The sequence below is a fragment of the Streptomyces sp. NPDC058683 genome (assembly GCF_042716195.1).
Lineage (GTDB): Bacteria > Actinomycetota > Actinomycetes > Streptomycetales > Streptomycetaceae > Streptomyces.
The window spans coordinates 50,257-73,277 of sequence record NZ_JBHXSK010000038.1; the positions used below are offsets into that span (position 1 = coordinate 50,257).

General features: G+C 72.8%; 12 protein-coding genes and 2 pseudogenes. 3 read left to right on the top strand and 11 right to left on the bottom strand.

The window, feature by feature from the left end:
* Positions 1-18: 18 nt before the first annotated feature.
* The gene (locus ACFWXC_RS35125; protein ID WP_384485084.1) at positions 19-249 is read right to left on the bottom strand and encodes a DUF5133 domain-containing protein; all 231 of its coding nucleotides are present in this window, start codon (positions 247-249) and stop codon (positions 19-21) included.
* 556 nt (positions 250-805) lie between these two features.
* On the opposite strand from ACFWXC_RS35125, the pseudogene ACFWXC_RS35130 reads away from it, so the two are divergent.
* The 3 genes and pseudogenes from ACFWXC_RS35130 to ACFWXC_RS35140 all read left to right on the top strand — a co-directional run.
* A pseudogene (locus ACFWXC_RS35130) lies at positions 806-1,303 on the top strand (lectin); the annotation flags it as partial.
* A gap of 99 nt (positions 1,304-1,402) precedes the next feature.
* A pseudogene (locus ACFWXC_RS35135) lies at positions 1,403-1,624 on the top strand (RlpA-like double-psi beta-barrel domain-containing protein); the annotation flags it as partial.
* Positions 1,625-1,708: 84 nt separating this feature from the next.
* A complete protein-coding gene (locus ACFWXC_RS35140; protein WP_384485173.1) occupies positions 1,709-2,836 on the top strand; it encodes a glycoside hydrolase family 19 protein in 1,128 nt (375 codons plus the stop codon).
* Between the two features lie 174 nt (positions 2,837-3,010).
* Here ACFWXC_RS35140 and ACFWXC_RS35145 read toward each other — a convergent pair whose 3' ends face one another.
* The 10 genes from ACFWXC_RS35145 to ACFWXC_RS35190 form a co-directional block, all read right to left on the bottom strand.
* Positions 3,011-3,934, bottom strand: a complete 924-nt coding sequence (locus ACFWXC_RS35145; RefSeq protein ID WP_384485086.1) for a hypothetical protein — start codon at positions 3,932-3,934, stop codon at positions 3,011-3,013.
* A 126-nt stretch (positions 3,935-4,060) separates the two neighbouring features.
* Entirely contained in the window at positions 4,061-4,903 is an 843-nt protein-coding gene (gene ddaH, locus ACFWXC_RS35150; RefSeq protein WP_384485088.1) for a dimethylargininase, read from the bottom strand.
* Positions 4,904-4,909: 6 nt separating this feature from the next.
* Positions 4,910-6,199: an MFS transporter gene (locus tag ACFWXC_RS35155; protein WP_384485090.1), complete on the bottom strand. Its 1,290-nt coding sequence runs from the start codon at positions 6,197-6,199 to the stop codon at positions 4,910-4,912.
* The gene (locus tag ACFWXC_RS35160; RefSeq protein ID WP_384485092.1) at positions 6,196-13,248 is read right to left on the bottom strand and encodes an amino acid adenylation domain-containing protein; all 7,053 of its coding nucleotides are present in this window, start codon (positions 13,246-13,248) and stop codon (positions 6,196-6,198) included. Before ACFWXC_RS35160 ends, ACFWXC_RS35155 begins: the two co-directional genes overlap by 4 nt.
* Before the next feature lie 36 nt (positions 13,249-13,284).
* On the bottom strand, positions 13,285-14,316 hold the full coding sequence (locus ACFWXC_RS35165; protein ID WP_384485094.1) for a TauD/TfdA family dioxygenase: 1,032 nt from the start codon (positions 14,314-14,316) through the stop codon (positions 13,285-13,287).
* Positions 14,317-14,327: 11 nt separating this feature from the next.
* On the bottom strand, positions 14,328-14,537 hold the full coding sequence (locus ACFWXC_RS35170) for an MbtH family protein (protein ID WP_361300713.1): 210 nt from the start codon (positions 14,535-14,537) through the stop codon (positions 14,328-14,330).
* A gap of 133 nt (positions 14,538-14,670) precedes the next feature.
* On the bottom strand, positions 14,671-15,894 hold the full coding sequence (locus tag ACFWXC_RS35175; RefSeq protein WP_384485097.1) for a cytochrome P450: 1,224 nt from the start codon (positions 15,892-15,894) through the stop codon (positions 14,671-14,673).
* Positions 15,864-16,658, bottom strand: a complete 795-nt coding sequence (locus ACFWXC_RS35180) for a thioesterase II family protein (protein WP_384485099.1) — start codon at positions 16,656-16,658, stop codon at positions 15,864-15,866. The genes ACFWXC_RS35175 and ACFWXC_RS35180 overlap by 31 nt, the downstream gene beginning before the upstream one ends.
* Positions 16,655-18,439 (bottom strand): non-ribosomal peptide synthetase, encoded by a 1,785-nt coding sequence (locus ACFWXC_RS35185; RefSeq protein WP_384485101.1) that lies wholly within the window; start codon positions 18,437-18,439, stop codon positions 16,655-16,657. The genes ACFWXC_RS35180 and ACFWXC_RS35185 overlap by 4 nt, the downstream gene beginning before the upstream one ends.
* 38 nt (positions 18,440-18,477) lie before the next feature.
* Positions 18,478-22,977 (bottom strand): amino acid adenylation domain-containing protein, encoded by a 4,500-nt coding sequence (locus ACFWXC_RS35190; protein ID WP_384485103.1) that lies wholly within the window; start codon positions 22,975-22,977, stop codon positions 18,478-18,480.
* Between the last annotated feature and the right edge of the window lie 44 nt (positions 22,978-23,021).

A 23,021-nucleotide genomic window follows, 5' to 3' on the forward strand; every position in this document is an offset into this window, starting at 1 on the left:
CAGGAAGGGGCGTCGCGCCTACGCGGCCAGGGTCTCGCCCCCGCGGCCGGAGCGGTAACCCTGCAACAGGCCGTCTGCCGTATGCAGGGCCTGCTCCGCGTCGGTCGCTCCGGTCATCACGCACAGTGTGTACGTGGCATCCTCCAGCAGGCGGCCGGTACGGCCGGTGGGGCGCACGTCGTGCTCGATGCGCGCGTCGGCGAACCGGGCCAGTGCGGCACGCAGTTCCTTCTCCGCCGGAAGAATCATGACGGTTCCCACTCCCCCAAGCTCGGCTCGCGGACACGTCGGCGCCACCGCGAGGCACAGGTTGCACAGGTGGCGTCCTGCGCCACACTTCGACGCGGGACCGCGCCGAGTGAACCTCCGTCTGCCCCGCAACTGAACGTCCATACCTGGACGGTTGAATCGGCCCGCCGCGACGGGGGGACGGTGTCACGGACCGGTCTCCTGTCCGAGGTGCCGGAGGACGATGTCCCGGCCCGCGCGGGCGGCCCTCTCTTCCGTGTGGGCGAGACTTCGCCGCCGACCCCGAACAGGCCCCGGCGGAGGAACACGGCGAGGCCGTAGGCGGCGGCCGCAACGCGCGCGCCGTCTTCGCCCCGGGCGGCATGGAACTGGCTGCCCGATCGCCCAATGGCGCGACTACCGACGCCGTGGTGGCGTGGCGTCACGCATGTCATGTTCACATCTTGACGGACTTGGTATAGACCTTTAGCTTTCCCGGTGTCAGGTCTTCCTCACGTGCGTCCTGTCGGTGTCCGCCACACCTACGTGCCACATCGGAAAGGCTTCCTCACCCCCCATGGCTGCTCGCCCGTCCTTCCTCGCCACCGCGTTACGCGGTACTCCTCTCATGGCCCTGCTGGCCTTGCTGCTCAGCCCGTTGACCGCGGCACCGGCGGCCGCGGCGACCGGCACGGTCACGGGACTCGCCGGCAAGTGCCTCGACGTCGCCGGCGCCGCCTCTGCCGACGGCACCCCGGTGCAGCTCTACGACTGCAACGGCACCAGCGCCCAGCAGTGGACCCCAGGCGCCGACAACACCCTGCGCGCCCTGGGCAAATGCCTCGACGTCACCGGCAACTCCACCGCCGACGGCGCGAAGGTCCAGCTGTGGACCTGCACCGGCGCCGCCAACCAGCAATGGACCGTCACCGCCGCTCACGACATCGTCAACCCCGCGGCGGACAAGTGCCTCGACGTCACCGACCGCTCCTCCGCGAACGGGGCGCGGATCCAGATCTGGACCTGCACCGGCGCCGACAACCAGAAGTGGAACACTCCCGCGGAACAGAGCGGCGAACAGTGCTGGGCCACGCACTACGGCCCCCAGCCGCCCGGCGCCCTGACCGCCAGCGGTGAGGTCTTCGACAACAACGCCGACACGGCCGCCACCTCCCTCTCCCGCCAGCCCCAACTGCCCTTCGGTACGCGCGTCCAGGTCACCAACGTCGCCAACGGCCGGTCCCTGACCGTACGGGTCAACGACCGTGGCACGTTCGCCCAGACTCCGCAGGAGCCCAAGTGCCTTGATCTGACCGACGGCGCGTTCAGCCGGCTCGGCGGCGTCCTCGACCCCGATGCCGGACACATCGTCGTGACCCAGCAGGTCCTCGGCTGAGACGTCTGCCTCCGCAGGCGGGTCACGCACTCCCACCCCCTCGTTTCACGTCAGGAGCAGCTCTCCATGCGTCTTTCTCTCCTCATGTCCCGCCTCCGCGGGCGCAGCGTCCTCGGCCGGCTGACACTGGGCGTCGTCCTCGCCGCCGTCCTGTCCGCCCTGTTCACCGTCGCCCCGGCCCAGGCGGCGACCGGCCAGATCACCGGGCTGGCCGGCAAGTGCGTCGACGTGGCCGGCGCGAGCAGTGCCAACGGCACCGCCGTTCAGCTCTACGACTGCAACGGCACCGGTGCCCAGAGCTGGTCCAACAGCGGCGACGGCACTCTGCGCGCGCTCGGCAAGTGTCTGGACGTGACCAGTGGCGGCACCGCGGACGGCACGACGGTCCAGCTCTACGACTGCAACGGCTCCGCCGCCCAGCAGTGGGCCGTCAGCTCGGCCAACGACATCGTCAACCCGCAGGCCAACAAGTGCCTGGACGTGACCGGCAACAACTCGGCCAACGCCACCCGGCTGCAGATCTGGACCTGCTCAGGCGGCGCGAACCAGAAGTGGAGCGCCCCCGCGAGCGGCGGTGGCGGCGGCAATCCCTCGGGCTTCGTGGTGAGTGAGGCCCAGTTCAACCAGATGTTCCCGAGCCGGAACTCGTTCTACAGCTACAGCGGCCTGACCGCTGCCCTGTCGGCCTACCCGGGCTTCGCGAACACCGGCTCCGACACCGTCAAGAAGCAGGAAGCCGCCGCCTTCCTCGCCAACGTCAGTCATGAGACCGGCGGGCTGGTGTACGTGGTCGAGCAGAACACCGCCAACTACCCGACGTACTGCGACTGGAGCCAGTCCTACGGCTGCCCGGCCGGACAGGCCGCCTACTACGGGCGCGGTCCCATCCAGCTGTCCTGGAACTTCAACTACAAGGCCGCCGGCGACGCCCTGGGCATCGATCTCCTCAACAATCCCTGGCTGGTGCAGAACGACTCGGCCGTGGCCTGGAAGACAGGCCTGTGGTACTGGAACACCCAGTCCGGCCCGGGCACGATGACCCCGCACAACGCCATGGTCAACGGCGCCGGCTTCGGCCAGACGATCCGCTCGATCAACGGCTCCCTCGAGTGCGACGGCCGCAACCCGGCCCAGGTCCAGAGCCGCGTCGACGCCTACAACCGCATCACCTCCATCCTCGGGGTCAGCCCCGGCGGCAACCTGTACTGCTGATCACCTCGGAGCTTCCCCGCACGGCGGACCGGTGGAATCCCCCACCGGTCCGCCGCTGCTCCCGCGGCCGGTTGTCCCTCGACGGCGTTCGAAACCCAGTCGCACGATTCCCGCCCGACCTTCGGGTCCGGCCGGCGGACGGGTGCCACCTGCCGGACCCCGGTCGGGGCGGCGTCATCGGGGGCCGTCGAGCAGCACGACGTGGACCAGGTACGGAAGTACCTCGTTGACGCGGGGATCCTGGTCCAGCAGTACCGCGACCGGCGTGAGGCCCTGGGCTCGCAGGGCGTCGAGTGGCCGGGACCAGTGCACGGGGGCCGACGGCCCGGCTCCCGGCGACGGGAGTTCCTGGTCCGGGCCGATCGCGGGCAAGGGGCGTGGGCCGCGGTCCGCGGCGGCGGTCAGGGCACGCAGGGCGCGTGCGGTGGCACGGCGGACTGCCTCGGCGCGGGTCGCACCGGTGGCGACGACTGTGTCCGGGCGCGGGTCCACCCGCATCGCGCAGCCGGGCAGGGAGAGCAGCCCGGACAGGTCGTGGGCGACAGGTTCGCCCGCCGCGTAGAGCTGTCGTGACGGGCCCGTGGCGCCCCTCGCGCAGTCGTCGCCGGAACACCGGCCGTCGCACAGGCCCGCGGGGCACAGGCGCGGCACACGTGTGCCGGGCTCGGCGAGGCGCCGGGCCAGCAGCGCCTCGCAGTGCGCGGTCATCCCGGCCTCCAGGGCACCCACCCACGTGAGGCCCGCCGCCACTCCCACCGCGGGGTGCCCCGGTGGGTCGGCCGTGACGGCAAGCCGCTCGGCGGGGACCCGGCGCAGGACGCCGGTGTCCAGGTCCAGCCCCCACACGGTGGACCGAGGGGGGACCGCGCCGAGGCAGGACCGGCCGGCCAGGTGTCCCGCGAGCGCGGCCAGCAGTGAGTTCAGGTCCTCTTCGTCGCCGCCGGTCCGGGCCCGGTCCCCGGTGACGGCAGACGGCAGCAGGGCCGCCGCCCGGTCGATCAGTTCCCCTGCGTCCGCCGCCGCCCCGGCCGCCCGGGACACGAAGGCGGCCCGTGCCTCCTCCTCGGTGGGAGGGTGGGTGAACTCCTCGGTAGTCATGCCTGGTCGTTCCTCTCCGGGCTCCCCCGTCGGAGACCCTCATCGGTCGATGAAACCGGGGGGCGATCTACAGCGGATGGACGCTCGATCCCGCCATCGGTCCGGTACCTGGGTGTCCGCCGCATGTCAGCCGAGTACGGGACGGTCGCGGATCTCGAGCGTGCAGCACTTCACGCTGCCGCCGCCCTTGAGCAGTTCGGACAGGTCGAGGCCGATGGGTTCGAACCCGCGTTCGCGCAGGCGCCGTGCCACACCGGCGGCCGACTCGGGCAGGATGACGTGGCGGCCGTCGCTGACCGCGTTGAGGCCGAAGTGCTCGGCGTCGGCCTCGTCGACCAGGATCGCGTCGGGGTACAGACTCCGCAGGACGGCCAGGCTCTGCGGGGCGAAGGCGCCCGGGTAGTACATGATCTCGTCGTGGTCGAGGACGGTCAGGGCCGTGTCGAGGTGGTAGAAACGCGGGTCCACCAGCTCCAGGCCGACGACCTGGCGGCCGAGGAACTCCTCGGCCTCCGCGTGGCTTTCGGGGGTGCTGCGGAAGCCCGTGCCGGCGAGCAGCCGGTCGCCGACGAGCAGGAAGTCGCCCTCGCCCTCGTTGACGTGGACCGGGTCGTGCACCCGGTAGCCGCGGTCGCGGAACCACTCCAAGTAGGCCGGTCCCTCGGCCGCCCGCTCGGCGTCGCGGAACCTGGCCCCGAGGACCCTGCCGTCCACCACCGTGGCGCCGTTCGCCGCGTACACCATGTCGGGGTAGCCAGGCAGCGGGTCGATGAGCTCGACGTGGTGGCCGAGACGGCGGTGCAGGTCGAGGAGCTGTTCCCACTGGGTGACGGCGAGTTCGGTGTCCACCGGCTTGGCGGGGTCCATCCAGGGGTTGATCGAGTACGTCACCTCGAAGTGGGTCGGGCGGCACATCAGGTAGTGCCGGGGGCGGGCGGAGCGCTGGATGCGGAGTTCCATGGCGGTCATCAGTCCTTACGACATCCGGGGAAGGTTGCGGAGGGTGCGAAGGGGGCTCGCGAGCAGGACGAGGGCGGCGGTCAGCAGCACGGCGGACATGATCCAGATGGTGGGTCTGCTGCCCACGGCGCCGCCCAGCCAGCCGCCGAGCAGGGCGCCGACGGGGATCGCCCCGTAGTTGACGGTCGACGCGCTCGCCCGGACCCGGCCGAGCAGGTGGGAGGGGCAGTACGTCTGGTAGAAGCCGGCCACGATGACGTTGCCCGCGACCACGCCGCACACCGCGACGCCCCAGGCCAGGGCGCTCACCATGAGCGGCAACTGCCGTCCCGCGAAGGGCAGCAGGAAGATGAAGGGCGCCACGACCAGCATGCACAGCAGCAGTCCGCGGGCGGTGCCGTACCACCGGGCGATCCGGCCGGCGACGGCCGCCCCGGCCAGACCGCCGACGCTCACCACCGCGAACACGGTGCCGACGGCGCCCGGTTGGAGACCGACGTCCCGGACGAGGAAGACGGTCTGTACGGCCTGGATGCCGTTGAGGGCCAGGTTGGCGAGGGCGCCGAAGCCCGCCAGCGTCCTCAGGTACGGGTCGCGGGCCACGAACCGGACGCCTTCGGCGATCTCCCGCCGGAGCGCTCTGCGCTGCGACGGCTCCGGCGGGTTCTCGCGTACGTCGATCCCGCCGAGGCAGAGCGCGGAGACCAGGTAGGTCGCCGCGTCGAGGAACACCCCGGTGACCGCGCCGAAGGCCTGGGTGACCAGGCCCGCTACGCCGGGTCCCGCGACGTCCGCCGCCGATTCGGCGCCGTGCAGCTTCGCGTTCGCCTCCAGCATGTCGTCGTCGGCCACGAGCGCGGGCAGCAGCGCTGTGTAGGCGGTGCTGAAGAACACCTTCGCCGCGCCGGAGAGCAGGGCGACGAGCACGACCTGGGCGAGGGTGAGCACGCCCAGCCAGGCGGCCACGGGGACGCTCCCGAACAGGAGCATCAGCGCCAGGTCGCTGACCAGCATGGTCCTGCGGCGCGGCCAGCGGTCCACCCAGGCGCCGGCCGGGAGCCCGATGAGCAGCCACGGTGTCCAGGCCGCCGCGGTGAGCACGCCCATCATGAAGGGGGAGGCGTGCAGCGTGACCACCGCCACCAGGGACAGCGACACATGGCCGACCGCGGTGCCCAGGCCGCTTGTGGTCTCGCCGAGCCACAGCCTGCGGAAGTTCGGTTCGGACCACAGGCCCAGGCGGCCGCGGGCGGGCCGCTCGTTCTCCCGCTCGGGGGACGCGGGATCGGCGTACGCGCGGCTCATCGGTGCTCTCCAGGCTGTGCGGTGCGGAGTTTCTTGGCGACCGCTTCCGCGATCAGGGCGATCGGACCGGGCTGCGACATCGCGCCGTGCTCGCAGGCGAGCAGGTCATGCTCGATCAGGCCGGAGATGTACGGCCGCCAGGCGCTCTCGTACGGCCAGTCGGAGGGCTTGTCGAGCGCAGCGCCGATGAACAGGGCGTCGCCCTGGTAGACACCGGGCACGTGCGCGGCCAGCAGCCTGTCGTGGTCGGCGAAGACCCGGGGCAGGGCGTCGGCGGCGTCTCCGAGCATGGCCCGCAGGGCTTCCGGTACGCCGTCCTCGCCGTCCGCCTGGCCGTCGGTGGCGTAGCCGAGTGAGGCCAGCAGTGCCGCCAGCGGGTCCGTCCGTTCCTCGGGGCCCGCGGCGTCGCCGGGGTCGGGGGTCGGGGTCGGCGGGTAGCCGTCCAGCAGGATCAGGGAGCCGGTCTCTTCGCCGTCCGCCCGGAGCCGTACGGCCATCTCGTGGGCGACGACGGCGCCGAAGGACCAGCCGAGCAGGTGGTAGGGGCCGCGGGGCTGGACGGACCGGATGTGCCGCAGATAGGTCGCGGCCAGCGCGCCGACGCTGTCGGGGGTGGCGCCCTGAAGGCCGGGGGCTTGGAGGCCGTAGACCGGGTGGGTGGCGTCGATGTGGCGCAGCAGGCCGGAGTAGACCCAGCTGATGCCGGCTCCGGGGTGCACGCAGAACAGGGGGGCCGCGGTGCCGCCGGTCCGCAGCGGCAGCAGGGTCGCGAGGGAGTCCTGCGGCCCGCGCTCGGTGTCGAGATGGCGGGTGAGACCGGCCGGGGTGGGGTGTTCGAACAGGGCGCGGATGCCGATGTCCTCCCCCAGTACGGCGCGGATCCGGCTCAGCAACCGGGTCGCCAGCAGCGAGTGGCCGCCCAGGGCGAAGAAGTCGTCGTCCACCGAGACCGAATCCAGCCCCAGCACCTCGGCGAACAGACCGCACAGGGTCTCCTCGCGCGGGCTGGCGGGCGCCCGTCCGGCTGTCGCTCCCGCGAAGCGCGGTGCGGGCAGCGCCGCGCGGTCCAGCTTGCCGTTGACGTTCAGGGGCAGCGTCTCCAGCACCGTGACCACCGCCGGGACCATGTACCCGGGCAGCACGCCCGCCGTGAACTCCCGTACGGCGGTGCCGTCCGCCTCGCCGGTCACATAGCCGGCCAGCCGCCCCTCGTGGGCGACGACCACGGCCTGCGTCACTCCGGGGCAGCGGGCCAGCACCGCCTCCACCTCGCCCAGTTCGATGCGGAAGCCGCGGATCTTGACCTGGTGGTCCGTGCGTCCCAGGTACTCCACCTCGCCGTCCGGGCGGCGGCGCACCAGGTCGCCGGTGCGGTACATCCGCTCCCCCGCCCGCTCCCCCGCCGCGAACGGATCGGCCACGAACCGCTCGGCGGTCAGGCCCGGTCGGTTCAGATAGCCGCGTGCGATGCCCGCGCCGGCGAGGTACAGCTCGCCTGCCACACCGACCGGGACCGGGCGCAGACCCACGTCCAGCACATGGACGCGGGTGTTCGTCAACGCTGCCCCGATCAGCGGGGTTTCGTGCTCGGCCAGCCGAGCGTGGAGGGCGTCGACGCTGTACTCGGTCGGGCCGTAGAGGTTGTGGCCGGTCACTCCGGGGGTCTCGCGCACGGCGGTCCACAGGGCCGGTCCGGCGGCCTCGCCGCCGAGCATCAGGACCGGGAGCCGACGCCGCTCCAGCAGGCCCTCCTCAAGGAGTTGCTCGGCGTAGGTGGGGGTGACGTCCATGGCGTCGATCCCGGTTTCGGCCACGTAGCGGACCACGGCGGCGGCGTCGCGTCGGCAGTCGTCGTCCAGCAGGTGCAGTTCGTGCCCGGCCACCATCCACAGGATTCCCTCCCAGGAGGTGTCGAAGGACAGCGAGGCGGTCAGTGCGAACTTGAACCGCCGTCCCGGGTGGGCGCGTTCGGCCTCCGCGATGGTGGTCGCCCGGTGGAAGGCGTACAGGTTGGCGACGCCTCGGTGCTCGATCACCACGCCCTTGGGCCGGCCGGTCGAGCCGGAGGTGTAGATGAGGTAGGCCGCGTTGCGGGCACCGGCCCGGTGGGTCACGAGAGCCGGCCGGGTCACGGCGCGGTCCTCGTCCAGCGACAGCCGGGGCAGGTCGTCCAGGATCCGCGGGAGGGGCCAGGCCGCGTGGGTCAGGGCGAGCAGCGGGGCGGTGTCGCGGAGCATGTGGGTGAGCCGGTCGGCCGGGTAATCGGCGTCCAGCGGCAGGTAGGCGCCGCCCGCCTTGAGTACGGCCAGGATCGCGACGACCGAGTCGGCCGAGCGGTCCAGGGCGAGGGCGACGACCTGTTCGGGTCCGACGCCTGCGGCGACCAGCCGCCGGGCCAGTGCATCGGCACGAGCGTCCAGTTCCCGGAAGGTCAGCGAGGAGTCACGGCTGACCAGGGCCACGGCGTCGGGGGTCCGGGCGGCCTGCGCCGCGAAGACCTCGGGCAGCAGAGCGGGAGACTCGGACAGGGCGGTGTCGTTCCAACGCTCCAGCTCCGTACAATCGTTCGCCGTCAGGATGTCCAGGCCGCCGATGGCGCGGCCGGGGTCCTCGGCGACCTGGCTCAGGACGCTGGTGAGGGCGGTGGTGAGCCGCTCGGCGGTGTCCCGGTCGAACAGGTCGGTGGCGTATTCGAGCGCGCCGCCCAGTCCGGTCGTGGTGCCGTCGGGGCCGTGCCGTTCGGTGACGTTGAGGCACAGGTCGAAGGGGGAGGTCGTGAAGTCGGTGGTCTCGTGCTCGGCGTGCACTCCGGGGAAGGCGATGTCCGCCTCGGTGGTGTTGTCGTAGGCCAGCATCACCTGGAACAGCGGGTTGCGGGCCGGGGAGCGGACCGGGTTGAGCTCCTCCACCAGCCGTTCGAAGGGCACGTCCTGGTGGGCGTAGGCGGCGAGGTCGGCGGTGCGGACGCGGGTCAGGAGCTCGGTGAAGCTCGGGCGGCCCGACAGGTCGGTGCGGAGCACGAGGGTGTTGACGAAGAAGCCGACCAGGTCGTCCAGGGTGCCGTCCGCCCGGCCGGCGACGGGGGTGCCGATAGGGATGTCGTCACCGGCGCCGAAGCGGTGCAGGAGGGTGGCGAACGCGGCCTGGAGGACCATGAACAGGGTGGTGCCGTGGGTGCGTGCCAGCTCGGTGAGCCGGGTGTGGAGGGCGGGGTCGAGTTCGAAGCGGACGGTGTCGCCGCGGTGGCCGGGTACCGCCGGGCGGGGCCGGTCGACGGGCAGGCTCAGTTCGTCGGGCAGTCCGGCGAGGGCGTTCTTCCAGTAGCCGAGCTGCCGGGCCAGGAGACTGTCGGGGTCGTGCTCGGTGCCGAGCAGTTCCCGCTGCCAGAGCGCGTAGTCCGCGTACTGCACCGGCAGCGGCCGCCAGTTCGGGGCGGTGTCCGCGCGGCGGGCCCGGTAGGCGGTGGTGAGGTCGTCGAACAGCGGGCGCAGGGAGGCGCCGTCGGCGGCGATGTGGTGGACGACCAGGACGAAGATCTGTTCGTCGGGTCCGTCGGGGATCAGGTGGGCGTGCACGGGAACGTCCGTGGCGAGGTCGAAGACACGGCCCGCGGCGACGGCGACGGGCATGTTCGCGACGGTCAGGAGCGGGGCGGGCGGCTCGTCGAGGACGTGCTGGTAGGGGACGCCGCCGACGGTGCGGTAGACGGTGCGCAGGGCCTCGTGGCGGGCGACGACGTCCCGCAGAGCAGCTTCCAGGGCGGCGGTGTCCAGGGCGCCGCGCAGCCGCAGGGCGAGGGAGACGTTGTAGGTGGCGCTCGGTCCCTCGGCCTGGCCGATGAACCAGAGCCGCTGCTGGGCGAAGGAGAGCGGCAGCCGCTCCGGCCGGACGGCCGGACGGGGCGCCGGGCGGGCCGGAGCACCTGCGGTGCCGTCGGGGAGACGGTCGGCGAGGCCCGCGGGCGTCGGTGCCTGGAACAGCTCCGCCAGCGGGATCTCGGCTCCCAGGACCGTGCGGATGCGGCTGACCAGCCGGGTGGCCGTCAGGGAGTGGCCGCCGAGGGCGAAGAAGTCGTCGTCGACGCCCACCGAGGCCAGACCGAGCAGTTCGGCGAACAGGCCGCACAGGATCTCCTCGCGGGGTGTGCGAGGGGCGCGTCCGCCGGTCGGTCCGCCCAGGTCGGGGGCGGGCAGGGCGGCACGGTCCAGTTTGTCGTTGGCGGTCTGCGGGAGCCGGTCGAGGACCATCACGAGCGGGACCATGTAGCCGGGCAGGGTGTCGGTGGCGTACCGGTGCAGCGCGGCGGCCAGGTCGGGCCGTTCGCCCGCGGGGGTGCAGTAGGCCACCAGCCGCTTCTCGCCGTCATCCTCGCGGACGACAACGGCGACCTGGCCGACGCCCTCATGCCGCGCGAGTACGGCCTCGATCTCGCCGGGTTCGATGCGGAAGCCGCGGATCTTGACCTGGTGGTCGGTACGGCCGAGGAACTCGATGGTGCCGTCCGCGCGGTGGCGCACCAGGTCGCCGGTGCGGTACATCCGCTCCCCCGTCGCGAACGGGCAGGCCACGAACCGTTCGGCGGTCAGGGCGGGCCGGTCCGCGTAGCCGCGGGCGAGGCCCGCGCCCGCCACGTACAGCTCGCCGTGGACGCCCGGCGGTACCGGGCGCAGGCCGCCGTCCAGGACGTAGGCCCGCATGTTGTCGAGAGGGGTGCCGATCGGCACCCGTGCTCCGGTGAGGTCGTCCTCGGTTATTCGGCGGAAAGTTGCGAAGGTGGTGGTCTCGGTGGGGCCGTACCCGTTGCCCAGGACCAGGCCGGGGCACGCGTCGAGCACCCGTCGCAGCATGGCCGGTGCGGCGGCGTCGCCGCCGGTGGTGACCGCGCGCAGTCCGGCGAGGGACCGCGGGCTCTCCTCCGCCACGACGTCGAACAGGCCCTTCGTGAGCCATGCCGCGGTCACCGCGTGGCGTTCGATGGTGTCGCGCAGGACGGCAGGGTCGAGATGGCCTGGCGGGGCAACGACCACGGTGCCGCCGGACAGCAGGGGCGCCCACATTTCGTAGGTGGCGGCGTCAAAGGCGTGCGGTGAGTGCAGCAGGACGCGGCGGTGGTTCTCGCCGTGCCAACGGTGGTCGGTGGCGAGGGCGACGACGTCGCGGTGGCGGACCGCGACGCCCTTGGGCAGCCCGGTGGAGCCGGAGGTGTACATCACGTACGCGAGTTGGTCGGGGTGCACCCCCGGTGCCTCGAATCCGGGCACGGGCTCGCCCTCGGGCCGCATCACCAGGGCGTCCGGGACGAAGCCGAGGTCGTCGCGGTCGGTCAGCAGCACCGGGGCTCCGGCCTGGGCCAGCACCCACTCCAGCCGGTCCGCCGGCAGGGAGGCGTGCAACGGCACGTACGCCCCGCCCGCCAGCACGATCGCCAGCGTCGCGACCACGACCTCGGCCGAGCGCTCCAGCAGCATCGCCACGGGCGTCTCAGGTCCCACGTCCAGCGCGGCGAGCCGGGCCGCGAGGCTCTCCGCGCGGGCCTGCAACTGCGCGTAGGTGTAGGTGACTTCGTCCGACACCACGGCGACGGCGTGCGGGGTGCGCGCGACCTGCCGGGCGAACGCCTCCGTCAGCGTCCCGTCGCCCGGCACCGGGCGTGCGGTGTCGTTCCACTCCCCCAAAATCCTGGCCCGTTCCTCCTCGCCCAGCAAGTCGTGCCGGCCGACCGGTGCGCCCGGGTCGGTGACGGCCGCCCTGAGCAGCCGCTCCCAGCGGGCGGCGAACGCCGTGACCGTCCCGGTGTCGAAGAGGTCGGCCGCGAACTCGATGGAGCCGGTGATCCCGGCCGGGGTGCCGTCCGGGGCGTGGTTCTCCTCCATTCCGATGTTGAGGTCGAACTTCGCGACCCTGATCCCCAGCGGTTCGGGCGTGAAGTCCAGGCCGTCCGGGCCCCCTTGGCCATGGGCGGCGTTCTCGTTGCTCTGGAGAACGGCCATCACCTGGAACAGCGGGTGCCGGGCCGTCGAGCGGACCGGGTTGAGCTCCTCCACCAGCCGTTCGAAGGGGACGTCCTGGTGGGAGTGGGCCTCCAGGTGGGTCTCCCGGACCCGGGCGAGGAGTTCGGTGAAGGACGGGTCACCGGAGACGTCGGTGCGCAGCACCAGCGTGTTGACGAAGAAGCCGACCAGGTCGTCGAGCGCCTCCTCCGAGCGGCCCGCCACGACCGAACCGACCGGCACGTCGGTGCCGCCGCCCAGCCGGGAGATCAACGCGGCCAGGGCCGCTTGGAGCACCATGAACAGGGTCACCCGGTGCGTGCGCGCCAGGTCGAGGAGGCCGGCGTGCAGGTCCGCGTCGAACCGCAGGGGCAGCGCGTCGGCGCCGGCGCCGAGGGTGCGGGGCCGGGGCCGGTCGGTGGGCAGGGTCAGTTCCTCGGGCAGTCCGGCCAGCTCGGCCCGCCAGTAGTCCAGTTGACGTGCCATCAGGCTGTCCGGGTCGCGGTCGCTGCCGAGCAGCTCGCGCTGCCACAACGCGTAGTCGGCGTACTGGACGGGCAGCGGCTCCCAGCCGGGGGCGCGGCCCGCGCGCCTGGCCGTGTGGGCGGTGGCCAGGTCGCGCAGGAACGGCCCCTTCGACCAGCCGTCACCGGCGATGTGGTGCAGCACGGTCAGCAGCACGTACTCGTCCGGCGCGAGCACGAACACCCTTACCCGGATGGGGAGTTCGCCGCGCAGGTCGAAGGGTTCGGCCGCTGTCGCGTCGCGCCGGGCGGGATAGCCGTCGGGGTCGGCCGTGCAGTCGACCACCGTGAAGGAGAGATCCGCCGCCGCCTGCTCGGCGGGCACCACCTGTTGCACGGGAACGCCGGCCACGGCCGGGAAGACCGTGCGCAGCGCCTCGTGCCGGGTGATGACGTCCACGACCGCGGCGCGCAGGGCCGCCGGGTCCGGTGCGCCGCGCAGGCGGACCGCGAACGGCAGGTTGTAGAGCGGGCCAGGCCCTTCGATCTGGTCGGTCAGCCACAGACGCTGCTGCGCGAAGGAAACCGGGATCACGGATCTGTCCTTACGTCACGGGCCACGGGGGCCTGGTCAGGCGGTGGGCAGGGGCGCGGCGCGGAAGGCCGCGGGCGGCACGCTGGGCCGGCAGTCCAGGACGTCGACGGGCGATCCCATGGCGACGGCGATCTTCCGGTCGCCGCCGAACGGGTCGCGGCCATGGGCGGCGAGGATGTTGTCGACGAGCATCACGTCGCCCCGCTGCCAGCGTTCGCGGACGGTGGCCGCCTCGTAGACGGCGTTGAGGGTCTCCACGTCGTCCCGGGTGAGGGGTGCTCCGTCGCCGACTCCGGTGTTGAAGGGCAGGCCGTCGGGGCCGAACTCGTCGGTCAGGGCCTCGCGGATCATCGGGTCCAGCGACCATTCGTTCCAGAACGCGAGGTGGTTGAACCAGACCTCCTCTCCGGTCTCCGGGTGGGTGATCGTGCCCGGACGCAGCTGCCGGGTCCGCAGCCGGACGTCCTCTCGCCACTCCCAGGACACGAGGTTCTCCGCGCAGTACTCCTCGACCTTCTCCGGGTCGTCGGTCGCGAAGGCCGTGCGCCAGTCCAGGGACACGTATTCCGAGTAGTTCCGGGTGAGCGTCCAGCCGGTGGCGCGCACCCGGTCCACGAGGGCGGCGGGCAGGTTCGCCAGGACCTTGCGGCAGTCGACGACGGGGGTGGCGCCGCCCTCGGCGGGGGCGGTCAGGCAGGCGAAGAGGAGCTTGCCGGGGAAGGTGAGCGTGTAGCTGTTCTCGTTGTGCATGCGGATCGACTGGTGGGGCGGCAGGTCGGTCGAGGAGAAGACCCCGTGGCCGAAGTCGCTGCGCGGGGTGGCCTTCTCCCGGTAGGGGGTGGGTTCCGGCAGCAGCACGTCGCGGACCCTGGCGACGTCCTCGCTGCCGGCGACCGGCAGGCCCCGGAGGAAGATCGCGCCGTGCTCGGCGAGGGCCGCCCGCAGCTGCGGGCTGTTGTCCTGGAGCCATTCGACGGCCGCGTCCATGTCGTGGACGCCGGTCACGCGGGTCAGGGCCGGGCGGCCGGGAGCGGTCTCCCAGTGCGGTGTGGTCGGTGCGGTCGACACGGCGGGGCCTCCTAGCGGCCGAGGGCGGCGAGCAGGCTCGCCGGGCGGATGTCGGTCCAGTTCTCCTCGATCCAGGCGAGGCAGGCCTGCCGGTCGGCCTCGCCGAAGGCGACGGTCCAGCCGGCCGGGACGTCGATCCACGCGGGCCAGAGGGAGTGCTGGTTCTCGTCGTTGACCAGCACCTTGTAGGTGCCGTTCTCGTCTTCGAAGGGATTCGTCATGATGGTTTTTCCTCCGTCGTGAGCGGGGCGGGAATCACGGAAACCGGGGATGTCGGATTGCCGTCCGGGTTTTTCGAAGTTATCGGCGCGCGATAGGGCCGACAGGCAGGAATTCCGGCAGGAGAGCGGAAGTTCAGCGGGCGAGAAGGCGCACCGGGAAGTGGTCCAGGCCGAAGTTGATGATCGAGCGGTTGTACTGCACCGGCCCGGCCGGCTCGATCCGCTCGACGCGTTCCAGCAGGGCCGTGAAGAGCGCGGTGAGCTCCGTGTTGGCCAGCGGGGCGCCGATGCAGTAGTGCGCGCCGAGACCGAGCGCCACGTGCCGGTTGGGGCTGCGGTCGAGCACGATGTCGTGCGGGCGGTCGAAGGCGGCCGGGTCGTGATTGGCGGCCCACGTCCATACGACGACCCGCTCGCCCCGCCGGATGTCGTGGCCGCCCAGCACGGTGTCCTTGGTGGCGGTGCGCAGGGTGTGCAGCCCGACCGAGGTCCAGCGCAGCAGCTCGTCGAGGGCCGGCCCCATGGCGGCCTCGCCGCTCTGCAGCCGGTGCCACAGCTCCGGGTGCCGTACCAGCGCGAGCAGCCCCATCACGGCGGTGTGGCGGACGGTCTGGACTCCGCCGACAACGATGTTGTCCAGGTTGAGGACCACGTCCTCGACGGGCAGCAGCCGTCCGGCGATCCGATAGGTGGCCATCATGCTGATCAGGTCGTCACGAGGGTCAGCCCGCCGCTTCATGACCTGGTGCATGAGATACGGGATGAGCCGCTGATGACCGGCCCTCCGCTCCTGCGCGGTGCGGCCGAGGAAGGCGTCGTCGCAGACCTGTACGACCATCTCGCGGTCCTGATCCGGGACGTCGAGCAGGTCGCACATCACGGTCAGGGGCAGCGGGGAGACGACGTCGACGAGGTCGACCTCGCCCCGCTCCACGGCGGCGGCGACGATCCGGCGGGACAGCTCGGTGATGCCGGGGGCGGCGCCGCGGGCTCCGCCGGGCGAGAGGAACGGAGTGGCGGGGGCGCGGAGTTCACGGTGCCGGGGCGGGTCGGTCAGGGCCATCATGCGGCCCGCGCCGACGGGTGTGTTCCCGGCTCCGGCGCCGAGCAGCGAGCCGCCCTCCGAACTGTAGGTGGCCGCGTCCTTGAGGACCTCGACGGCCAGGTCGTAGGAGAGCACCGACCAGACCGGCCCGTCGTCGGCGGTCTCGGTGCGCTGGACGGGGCCCGCCTCCCGCAGCCGGTCGACGACGGCGGGCAGATCGGGGCGGGTCCACAGGCCGGCGTCGCTCAGGTCGACGGCGGTGGCCGGCACCGGGCCGGGGGTCAGTGGACGAGGGGCTGTGCTCGTGGCCATCGGGGCTCCCTGGTGGTCGGATCGGGCTGGTGCCCGACGATCGAGGTCAGCAGGCCCACCGGTCCGGGCCGTTGTACGGTCGCCAGCAGATGGCCGCCGGGGACCACCGTCAGGTCGAAGGCGCCCGCGGTGTGTTCCGCCCAGCCCGCGAGCAGGGCGGCGTCGAGCATCGGGTCGGCGTCGCCCGCGACGGCGTGGAGTGCGGTGTCGAGCAGCGGTCCTGGCCGGTACCGGTAGGTGTCGCGCACCGTGAGGTCGCTACGGATGGCCCGCAGCGCCAGCTCGCGCAACTCCGGCTCCGACTCGACGAGTTCGCCCATGCCGCAGGTGCGCAGCAGATCCTCGGCCCCGTGCTGCGGCGGGGTCGGGGCGGCCCAGGTGCCGGGCGGGGACGCCGAGGCGGCGATCACCACCTCCGGGCGGTGACCGGCGGGCAGGGCGCGTGCCACCTCGTAGGCCAGCAGGGAGCCGAAGCTCTGTCCGTAGAACCCGAAGCGGCCGCTCAGGTGCGGGAGCAGGGCGTCTGCCACGGTCCGCACCAGCAGGTCGAAGGTGGCGGGCATCGGGTGGCGGCTGCGCCCGCCCCGGGCCGGCATGCGCAGCGCCCACACCTCGGCGGCCGGGGCGAGCGCCTGGGCCAGCGGGGCGAAGGCGGTGGCGTCACCGCCGGCGTGCGGGAAGCAGAACAGCCGGTAGGGCCGGTGGTCCTGGGGTGCGGGCACCAGCAGCCAGTCCCCCTCGATCCGTGGCCGTGGGGGGATCACCGGGCACCCGCCGCGCCGCCGACGAGAGCAGGCCGCCGGGCAGCCGGGGCCTGGCCTGCCGTGCGCACGGCCTCGGTGAAGTCGGCGAGGTCGCGGGCGTCGAGCAGGTGGCGCAGCTGGAGTTCGATGCTCAGGGTGCGGCGCAGGATGTGGATGACCCGCAGTGCGGCAAGGGAGTGGCCGCCGAGGGTGAGGAAGTCGTCGTCGGGGCGGATGTCGTCCCGGCCGAGGACGGTCCGCCAGACGTCGGCGACCTGTTGCGCCAGGCCGGTCGCCGACGGGTCGGTCGGCTGCGGCCGGGGCGCGGCGGCGGGCGCCGGGGCGGGCAGCGCGGCGTGGTCGAGCTTGCCGTTGGGGGTGAGTGGCAGCGCGTCGAGGACGACGACCGCGGCCGGGACCATGTGGGCGGGGAGCAGGGTGCGGGCGTGGGCCAGGATGTCGTCGGCGCCGAGGTCCGGGGTGCCGGACGTGGTGACGTAGGCGATGAGCCGCTGGTCGCCGGGGGCGGCCTCGTGGACCTTGACGGCGGCCTCGCGGATCCGCGGATGGCGGGTCAGGGCGCCCTCGATCTCGCCCGGTTCGATGCGGAAGCCGCGCAGTTTGACCTGGCGGTCGGCGCGGCCGGCGAACTCCAGGGTGCCGTCCGGGCCGCGGCGGGCCAGGTCGCCGGTGCGGTACATCCGCGCACCGGGCGCGAAGGGACTGGCGACGAAGCGTTCGGCGGTCAGGCCCGGCCGGCCGACGTATCCGTGGGCTACGGCGGGACCGGCGATGTACAGCTCCCCGGTGGCATCGGGGGCCACCGGCCGCAGCGTCCGGTCCAGCAGGTGCAGGGTCACGGCGGGCAGGGCGTCGCCGATGTGCGGGAGGGGTCCGCCGATCCGGGCGGCGGTGGAGTCGACGGTGCACTCGGTGGGGCCGTACAGGTTGAGGGCGTCGGTTCCGCCGGCGGTGATCTCGTCCCAGGTCGCCCGGGGCACGGGTTCGCCGCCCATGAACAGCCGTACCGGGCGGGCGGCCAGCGGCTCGCGCAGCAGCTCCCAGTGCGAGGGGGTGAGGTCCAGGTCGGTGACGCCGTGCTCGTCGAGCAGGGCGGCCAGCCGGGCCGGGTCGGTGCGGGTCGTGTCGTCGACCACGACGACGGTGTCGCCCCGGCAGACCCGCGCCCACTGCTGGACGGAGGCGTCGAAGGACACGCTCGCGCTCCAGCCGACCACGCCAGGCTCGGACCGGTAGATGCCGCGTTCCTCCAGGCCGGCAAGGAGGGAGGCGACGCCGCCGCGGGTGGCCTCGACGCCCTTGGGGCGCCCGGTGGAGCCGGAGGTGTAGATGACGTAGGCCGCGTCCAGCGCGGTGACCGGGGTGTCGGGGCCGAGGTCACCCGTCGCGTCGGGGCCGAGGGCCGGGACACCGTCGGGCAGCGGGACGGCGCCCGGCTCGGCTGTGATCAGCAGGGCCAGGCCCGAGTCCTCGGCCATGAAGGCGAGCCGCTCCCGCGGGTAGGCGGGGTCGAGCGGTACGTAGGCCGCTCCCGCCCGCCACACGGCGAGCAGCGCCACCGGCAGGTCGGTGGTACGGCGCAGATGGATGCCCACCCGGTCGCCGCGGCCGATGCCGTGGGCGCGGAGGGCGCCTGCCAGCTCCGCGGTGCGGCGGGCGAGTTCGGCGTAGCCGAGCCGGCCGTCGGTGGCCACGACCGCGGTGCGCCCGGGGGTGGCGTCGGCGGCGGCCAGGAACCGGGTCAGCGGGTCGACCGGACGGGGGCCGTGGGTGTCGGTCATGGAGCTTGTCTCGCTCTCTTCTCGGTCTGTGCGGGGGGTCACAGGGCCGCGTCCATCGCGTGGAGGGCCGTCTCGTAGGCGTCGAGGAAGGCCTCGGCGAGCGCGTCGGGCACCACGGACCGCTGGTGGTCCACGGCCAGCAGGACGCGGCCGGAGACGGGGTCCTGGATCAGCGAGGCGCCGAAGGCGAAGCTGTTGGGTTCGTGACGCATGGTGGGCTCGCAGCCGATCCGGTCGTCCTCGATCCGCGCGTCGCCGAGGTGTCCGAGGGCGTGGAAGCGCAGGAAGCCGAACTGGCTGTCCAGCCGGGTGCCGGTCATCAGCCGGGCCAGCCGCGCGATCGGGACCCGGCGGTGCGGCATCATGTCCAGCTCCTCGCGGTGCACCTCGCGCACCAGCGCCAGCGGATCGTCGGAGTCTGCGCCGCTGGTCCCGGCCACCAGGGGAACGGTGTTGAGGAACAGCCCGTACACCTCCGTGCCGCCGCGCCGTTCGAGGCGGCCGTTCATCGCCAGGCCGGTGGTGATCCGGCGGCGACCAGTGATGGCACGCAGCGCGTGCACGTGGGCGGCGAGCGCCACGGACTTGACGGGGACGCCAGTGGCGTCGGCGACGCGGCGCAACTGGCCGGGGGCCTCGGGCAGCACCCGTTCGACGGTGCGGGCCAGTTCATGGGTTTCGCCGGCGCCGTCCCACAGCTCGCCGCTGACGCCGTCGAGTTTGCCGCGCCAGTACGCGAGGGATGCGGGGTCGGCCGCGGCCTCCCGTTCGACGGCCACGAAGTCCCGGTACAGGGAGCCGGGCAGGGCGGCGGGGGCGCTGTCCGGTTCGGCGGACAACTCGGTGTGTCGTGCGAGGAGTTCGGCGAGGAGCGAGGTGAAGCTCCAGCCGTCGAGGATGGCGTGGTGCTCGGAGACGATGAGCTGGAAGGAGGTGTCGGTGAGCTGTTGCACGGTGATCCGGAACAACGGCGGTTCCAGCAGGTCGAAGGGGGTACGACGGTGGTGGTCGAAGACCGCCGTGACCGCCTCCTCCCGCTCGTGGGCGGCCAGTCGTCGAAGGTCGTCGAAGGTGATGGGCGGTGCCAGCTCGCCGTGCACGAGTTGGAGGGGTTCGGCGTAGCCGGAGATGTCCAGGCCGGTCCGCAGGACGGGGTGGCGGGTCATCGCCTCGGTCACCGCCCGGCGGAACGCCGTCTCGTCGAGCGGTGCGCTGATCCGGTAGCTGTTGACGTTGTGGTAGCTGTCGGTCGATCCGGCGATCTCCATGTGGAAGACCATGCTGAGCTGCATCGACACCATCGGGTAGGCGTCCACGATGTCCGTCGGGAGCTCGGCGCGGGTCTCGGCGTCGATCAGCGAGAAGGGCCCGTCGGCGGTGTCCGTACCGGCCACCGGGCGGGCCAGCGGCACCAGGGCGGCGATGGTCGGCGCGTTGAAGATGTCCCGCAGGGTGACCGTCCAGCCGGCCTCGTGCAGCTCGCCGGAGAGCTGCACGGCGCGGATCGAGTCGCCGCCGAGGTGGAAGAAGTCGTCGTGGGCCCCGATGCCGGTGACGCCCAGGACCCTTGACCAGACGGCGGCGAAGTCCCGCTCGGTGTCGTTGCGGGGGGCCACGTGCCCGGCCGCGCCGCCGGTGGGCGCGGTGCCGTGCGGGCTCGGGTCGGGCAGGGCGCGGCGGTCGACCTTGCCGTTGACGGTCAGCGGCAGCGCGGACAGGACGGTGACGGTCGCCGGGATCATGTAGTCGGGCAGTGAGCGGGCCAGGAACTCGCGCATCCCGGCCGGCTCGCGGCCGGTGACGTAGGCCGCCAGCCGCTGCTGGTGGACGGTGACCACACAGGTGTCCACGTCGGGGTGGGCGGCCAACGCGTTCTCGATCTCGCCGAGTTCGATGCGGAAGCCGCGCAGTTTCACCTGGAAGTCCGCTCGCCCCAGGTATTCCAGGCCACCCTCGGGCAGCCGCCTGGCCACGTCCCCGGTGCGGTACATCCGGGCCCCGGGAGCGGTGGCGTAGGGGTCGGCGACGAAGCGCCCGGAGGTGAGGCCGGGCCGGTCCCAGTAGCCGTGCGCGAGGCTGCCGCCGCCGATGTACAGCTCGCCGGGCACGCCGACCGGGCAGGGCCGCAGCCAGTCGTCGAGGACCATCGCGCTGAGGTGCGGCATCGGTGTGCCGATCAGGCTGCGGTCGAAGTCGTCGGCGTCGAGGCCGAGGTCGTGGGTGGTGACGTGGACGGTGGTCTCGGTGATCCCGTACAGGTTGCACAGCCGGGCCGGGGGCAGCGGGTCGAGGGCGTTCCAGCGCCGCACCACGGCGGGGTCGAGCGCCTCCCCGCCGAGCATGATCTGTTTCAGGGCGGGCAGGGCGCGCGGCCGCTGCCGCAGGGCGAGTTCGAGCTGGCGCAGCGCGGACGGGGTCAGGCACAGGAACGAGACGTCCTCGGCGGCGAGCAGTTCCGTGAACTCCTCAGGCGAGCGGCTGGTCAGGTACGGCACCACGACCAGCCGTCCGCCGTGCAGGAGGGCGCCCCACAGCTCCCAGACGGTCCAGTCGAAGGCGTAGCTGTGGAAGAGGGTCCACACCTCGTCGGGGCCGAAGGCGAAGTGCCGGGCGCCGGCGTCCATCAGCCGGCTGACGTGTTCGTGGGCGACCGCGACGCCCTTGGGCCGGCCGGTGGAGCCCGAGGTGAAGATGATGTACGCGGTGTCCGAGGGCCGGACCTCGGCGGCGGGCCGGGTGGCCGGGAAGGCCGCCAACTCGGCTTCCCCGAGGGCTGGTTCGAATACCCGCCAGGGGCCGTCCGGGACGCGGTCGGGCCGGTCGGTGACGACGACCCGGACCCCGGTGTCCCCGAAGACCATCGCGGCCCGGTCGGCGGGGGCGGTCAGGTCCACCGGTACGTAGGCCGCGCCGGCCTTCAGCACGCCGAGCACCGAGACGGGGATCTCGTGCGTGCGGTCGAGCAGCAGGCCGACCCGGTCGCCGGGGCGGACGCCGCGGGCGATCAGCGCGTGGGCCAGCCGGTTGGCCCGCTCGTCCAGTTCCGTGTAGCTCAGGGACCGGTTGCCGTAGCTGAGGGCGGTGCGGGTGGGGTGCATGTCGGCCGCGTCCTCGAACAGCCGGTGCAGGCTGCGGCCTTCGGGTATGCGGACCGGGGCGGCGGGCGGCTGCCGGTCGGCCACGCCGGTCAGTTCACGCACGGTACGGCCGGTGTCGTCGAGGGCGGCCGTCAGCAGGGCCCGCCAGTCGTCGGTCATCCGGCGTACCGTCGCCGTGTCGAAGAGGCCGGAGCTGAACTCGACCTCGCCGCGCAGCTCGCCGTCGTCGTAGACGGACCAGGTCAGGTCGAACTTGCTGGTGCCGTTGGAGTGCACCCGCCGGTCGGCCGAGGCGGGCCCGAACGCCAACGGCTCCCGGCTCTCGGTGTGCGAGCCGAAGACGACCTGGACGAGCGGCGGGTGGGCGGCGGAGCGGTCCGGGGCGAGCTGGTCGACGATCGTGTCGAACGGCAGGTCCAGGTAGCCGTAGGCCTCGAAGGCCACGTCGGAGACGTGGGCGAGCAGCTCGCGGAAGGTGGTCCGGGCGCCGAGCCGGATCCGCAGCGGCAGCAGGTTGACGAAGTAGCCGACCAGGTTTTCCAGTTCCGGCCGGTCGCGGGTGGTGACCGGGGTGCCGATCACCATGTCCTCGGCACCGGTGTGACGGTTCACCAGAAGCGCGAAGGCGGCCAGCTGCACGATGAACGGCGTCACCCCCTCGCTCTCGGCCAGCGCGCGCACCCGGGCCGCGGTGCCGGCCGGCAGGTCGAAGGGCTCGGTGCGGCCGAGGTGATTGCGCTCCGCCGGGCGCGGCCGGTCGGCGGGCAGCTCCAGCAGGCCGGGGGCGCCGTCCAGCCGGTCCTTCCAGTAGGACAGGTGGTCCTCGAAGGAGCGGTTCTGTTCCCCGGTCGCGTAGTCGGCGTACTGGATGGTCAGTTCGGGCAGCCGGGGTTCGCGGTGTTCGGCGAGTGCGGTGTAGGTCTCCGCCAGCTCCGTCTCGAAGACGTCGGCCGACCAGCCGTCCCAGACGATGTGGTGGACGACGAGGACGACCGTGGTCTCGGTGTCCGTCCGCAGCAGGGCCGACGTCCTCAGCAGCGGTCCGGCGGTGAGGTCGAAGGGGGCCGACGCCTCGGCGGCGAGCCGCTGCCCGGCCTGCCGTTCCCGCTCGTCCGCCGGCAGGTCCCGCAGGTCGACGACGGTCAGCGGGATCTCCAGGCCCGGGTGGACGAGTTGGCGAGGACCTTCGGGCCCCAGGGTGAAGGTGGTGCGCAGCGCCTCGTGGCGGGCGACGACGGCGTTGAGGGAGCGCTCCAGGAGCGCGGTGTCGAGGGGGCCGGTGAACTCGAAGACCCAGGGGGTGTTGTAGGTGGCGGTCCCGGGGTGCCAACGGTCCAGGAACCACAGTCCTCGTTGGAGGCCCGAGAGCGGTGCGGTCCTGGCGGGTGGCGGGGCGGGAGCCGGCGACCGAGTGGGAGCCGTGTCCGTGGGCGAACTCACTGTCGTCTGCCTTCCTTGTCGGGGAGCGGAGGTGCCGGTCCGTC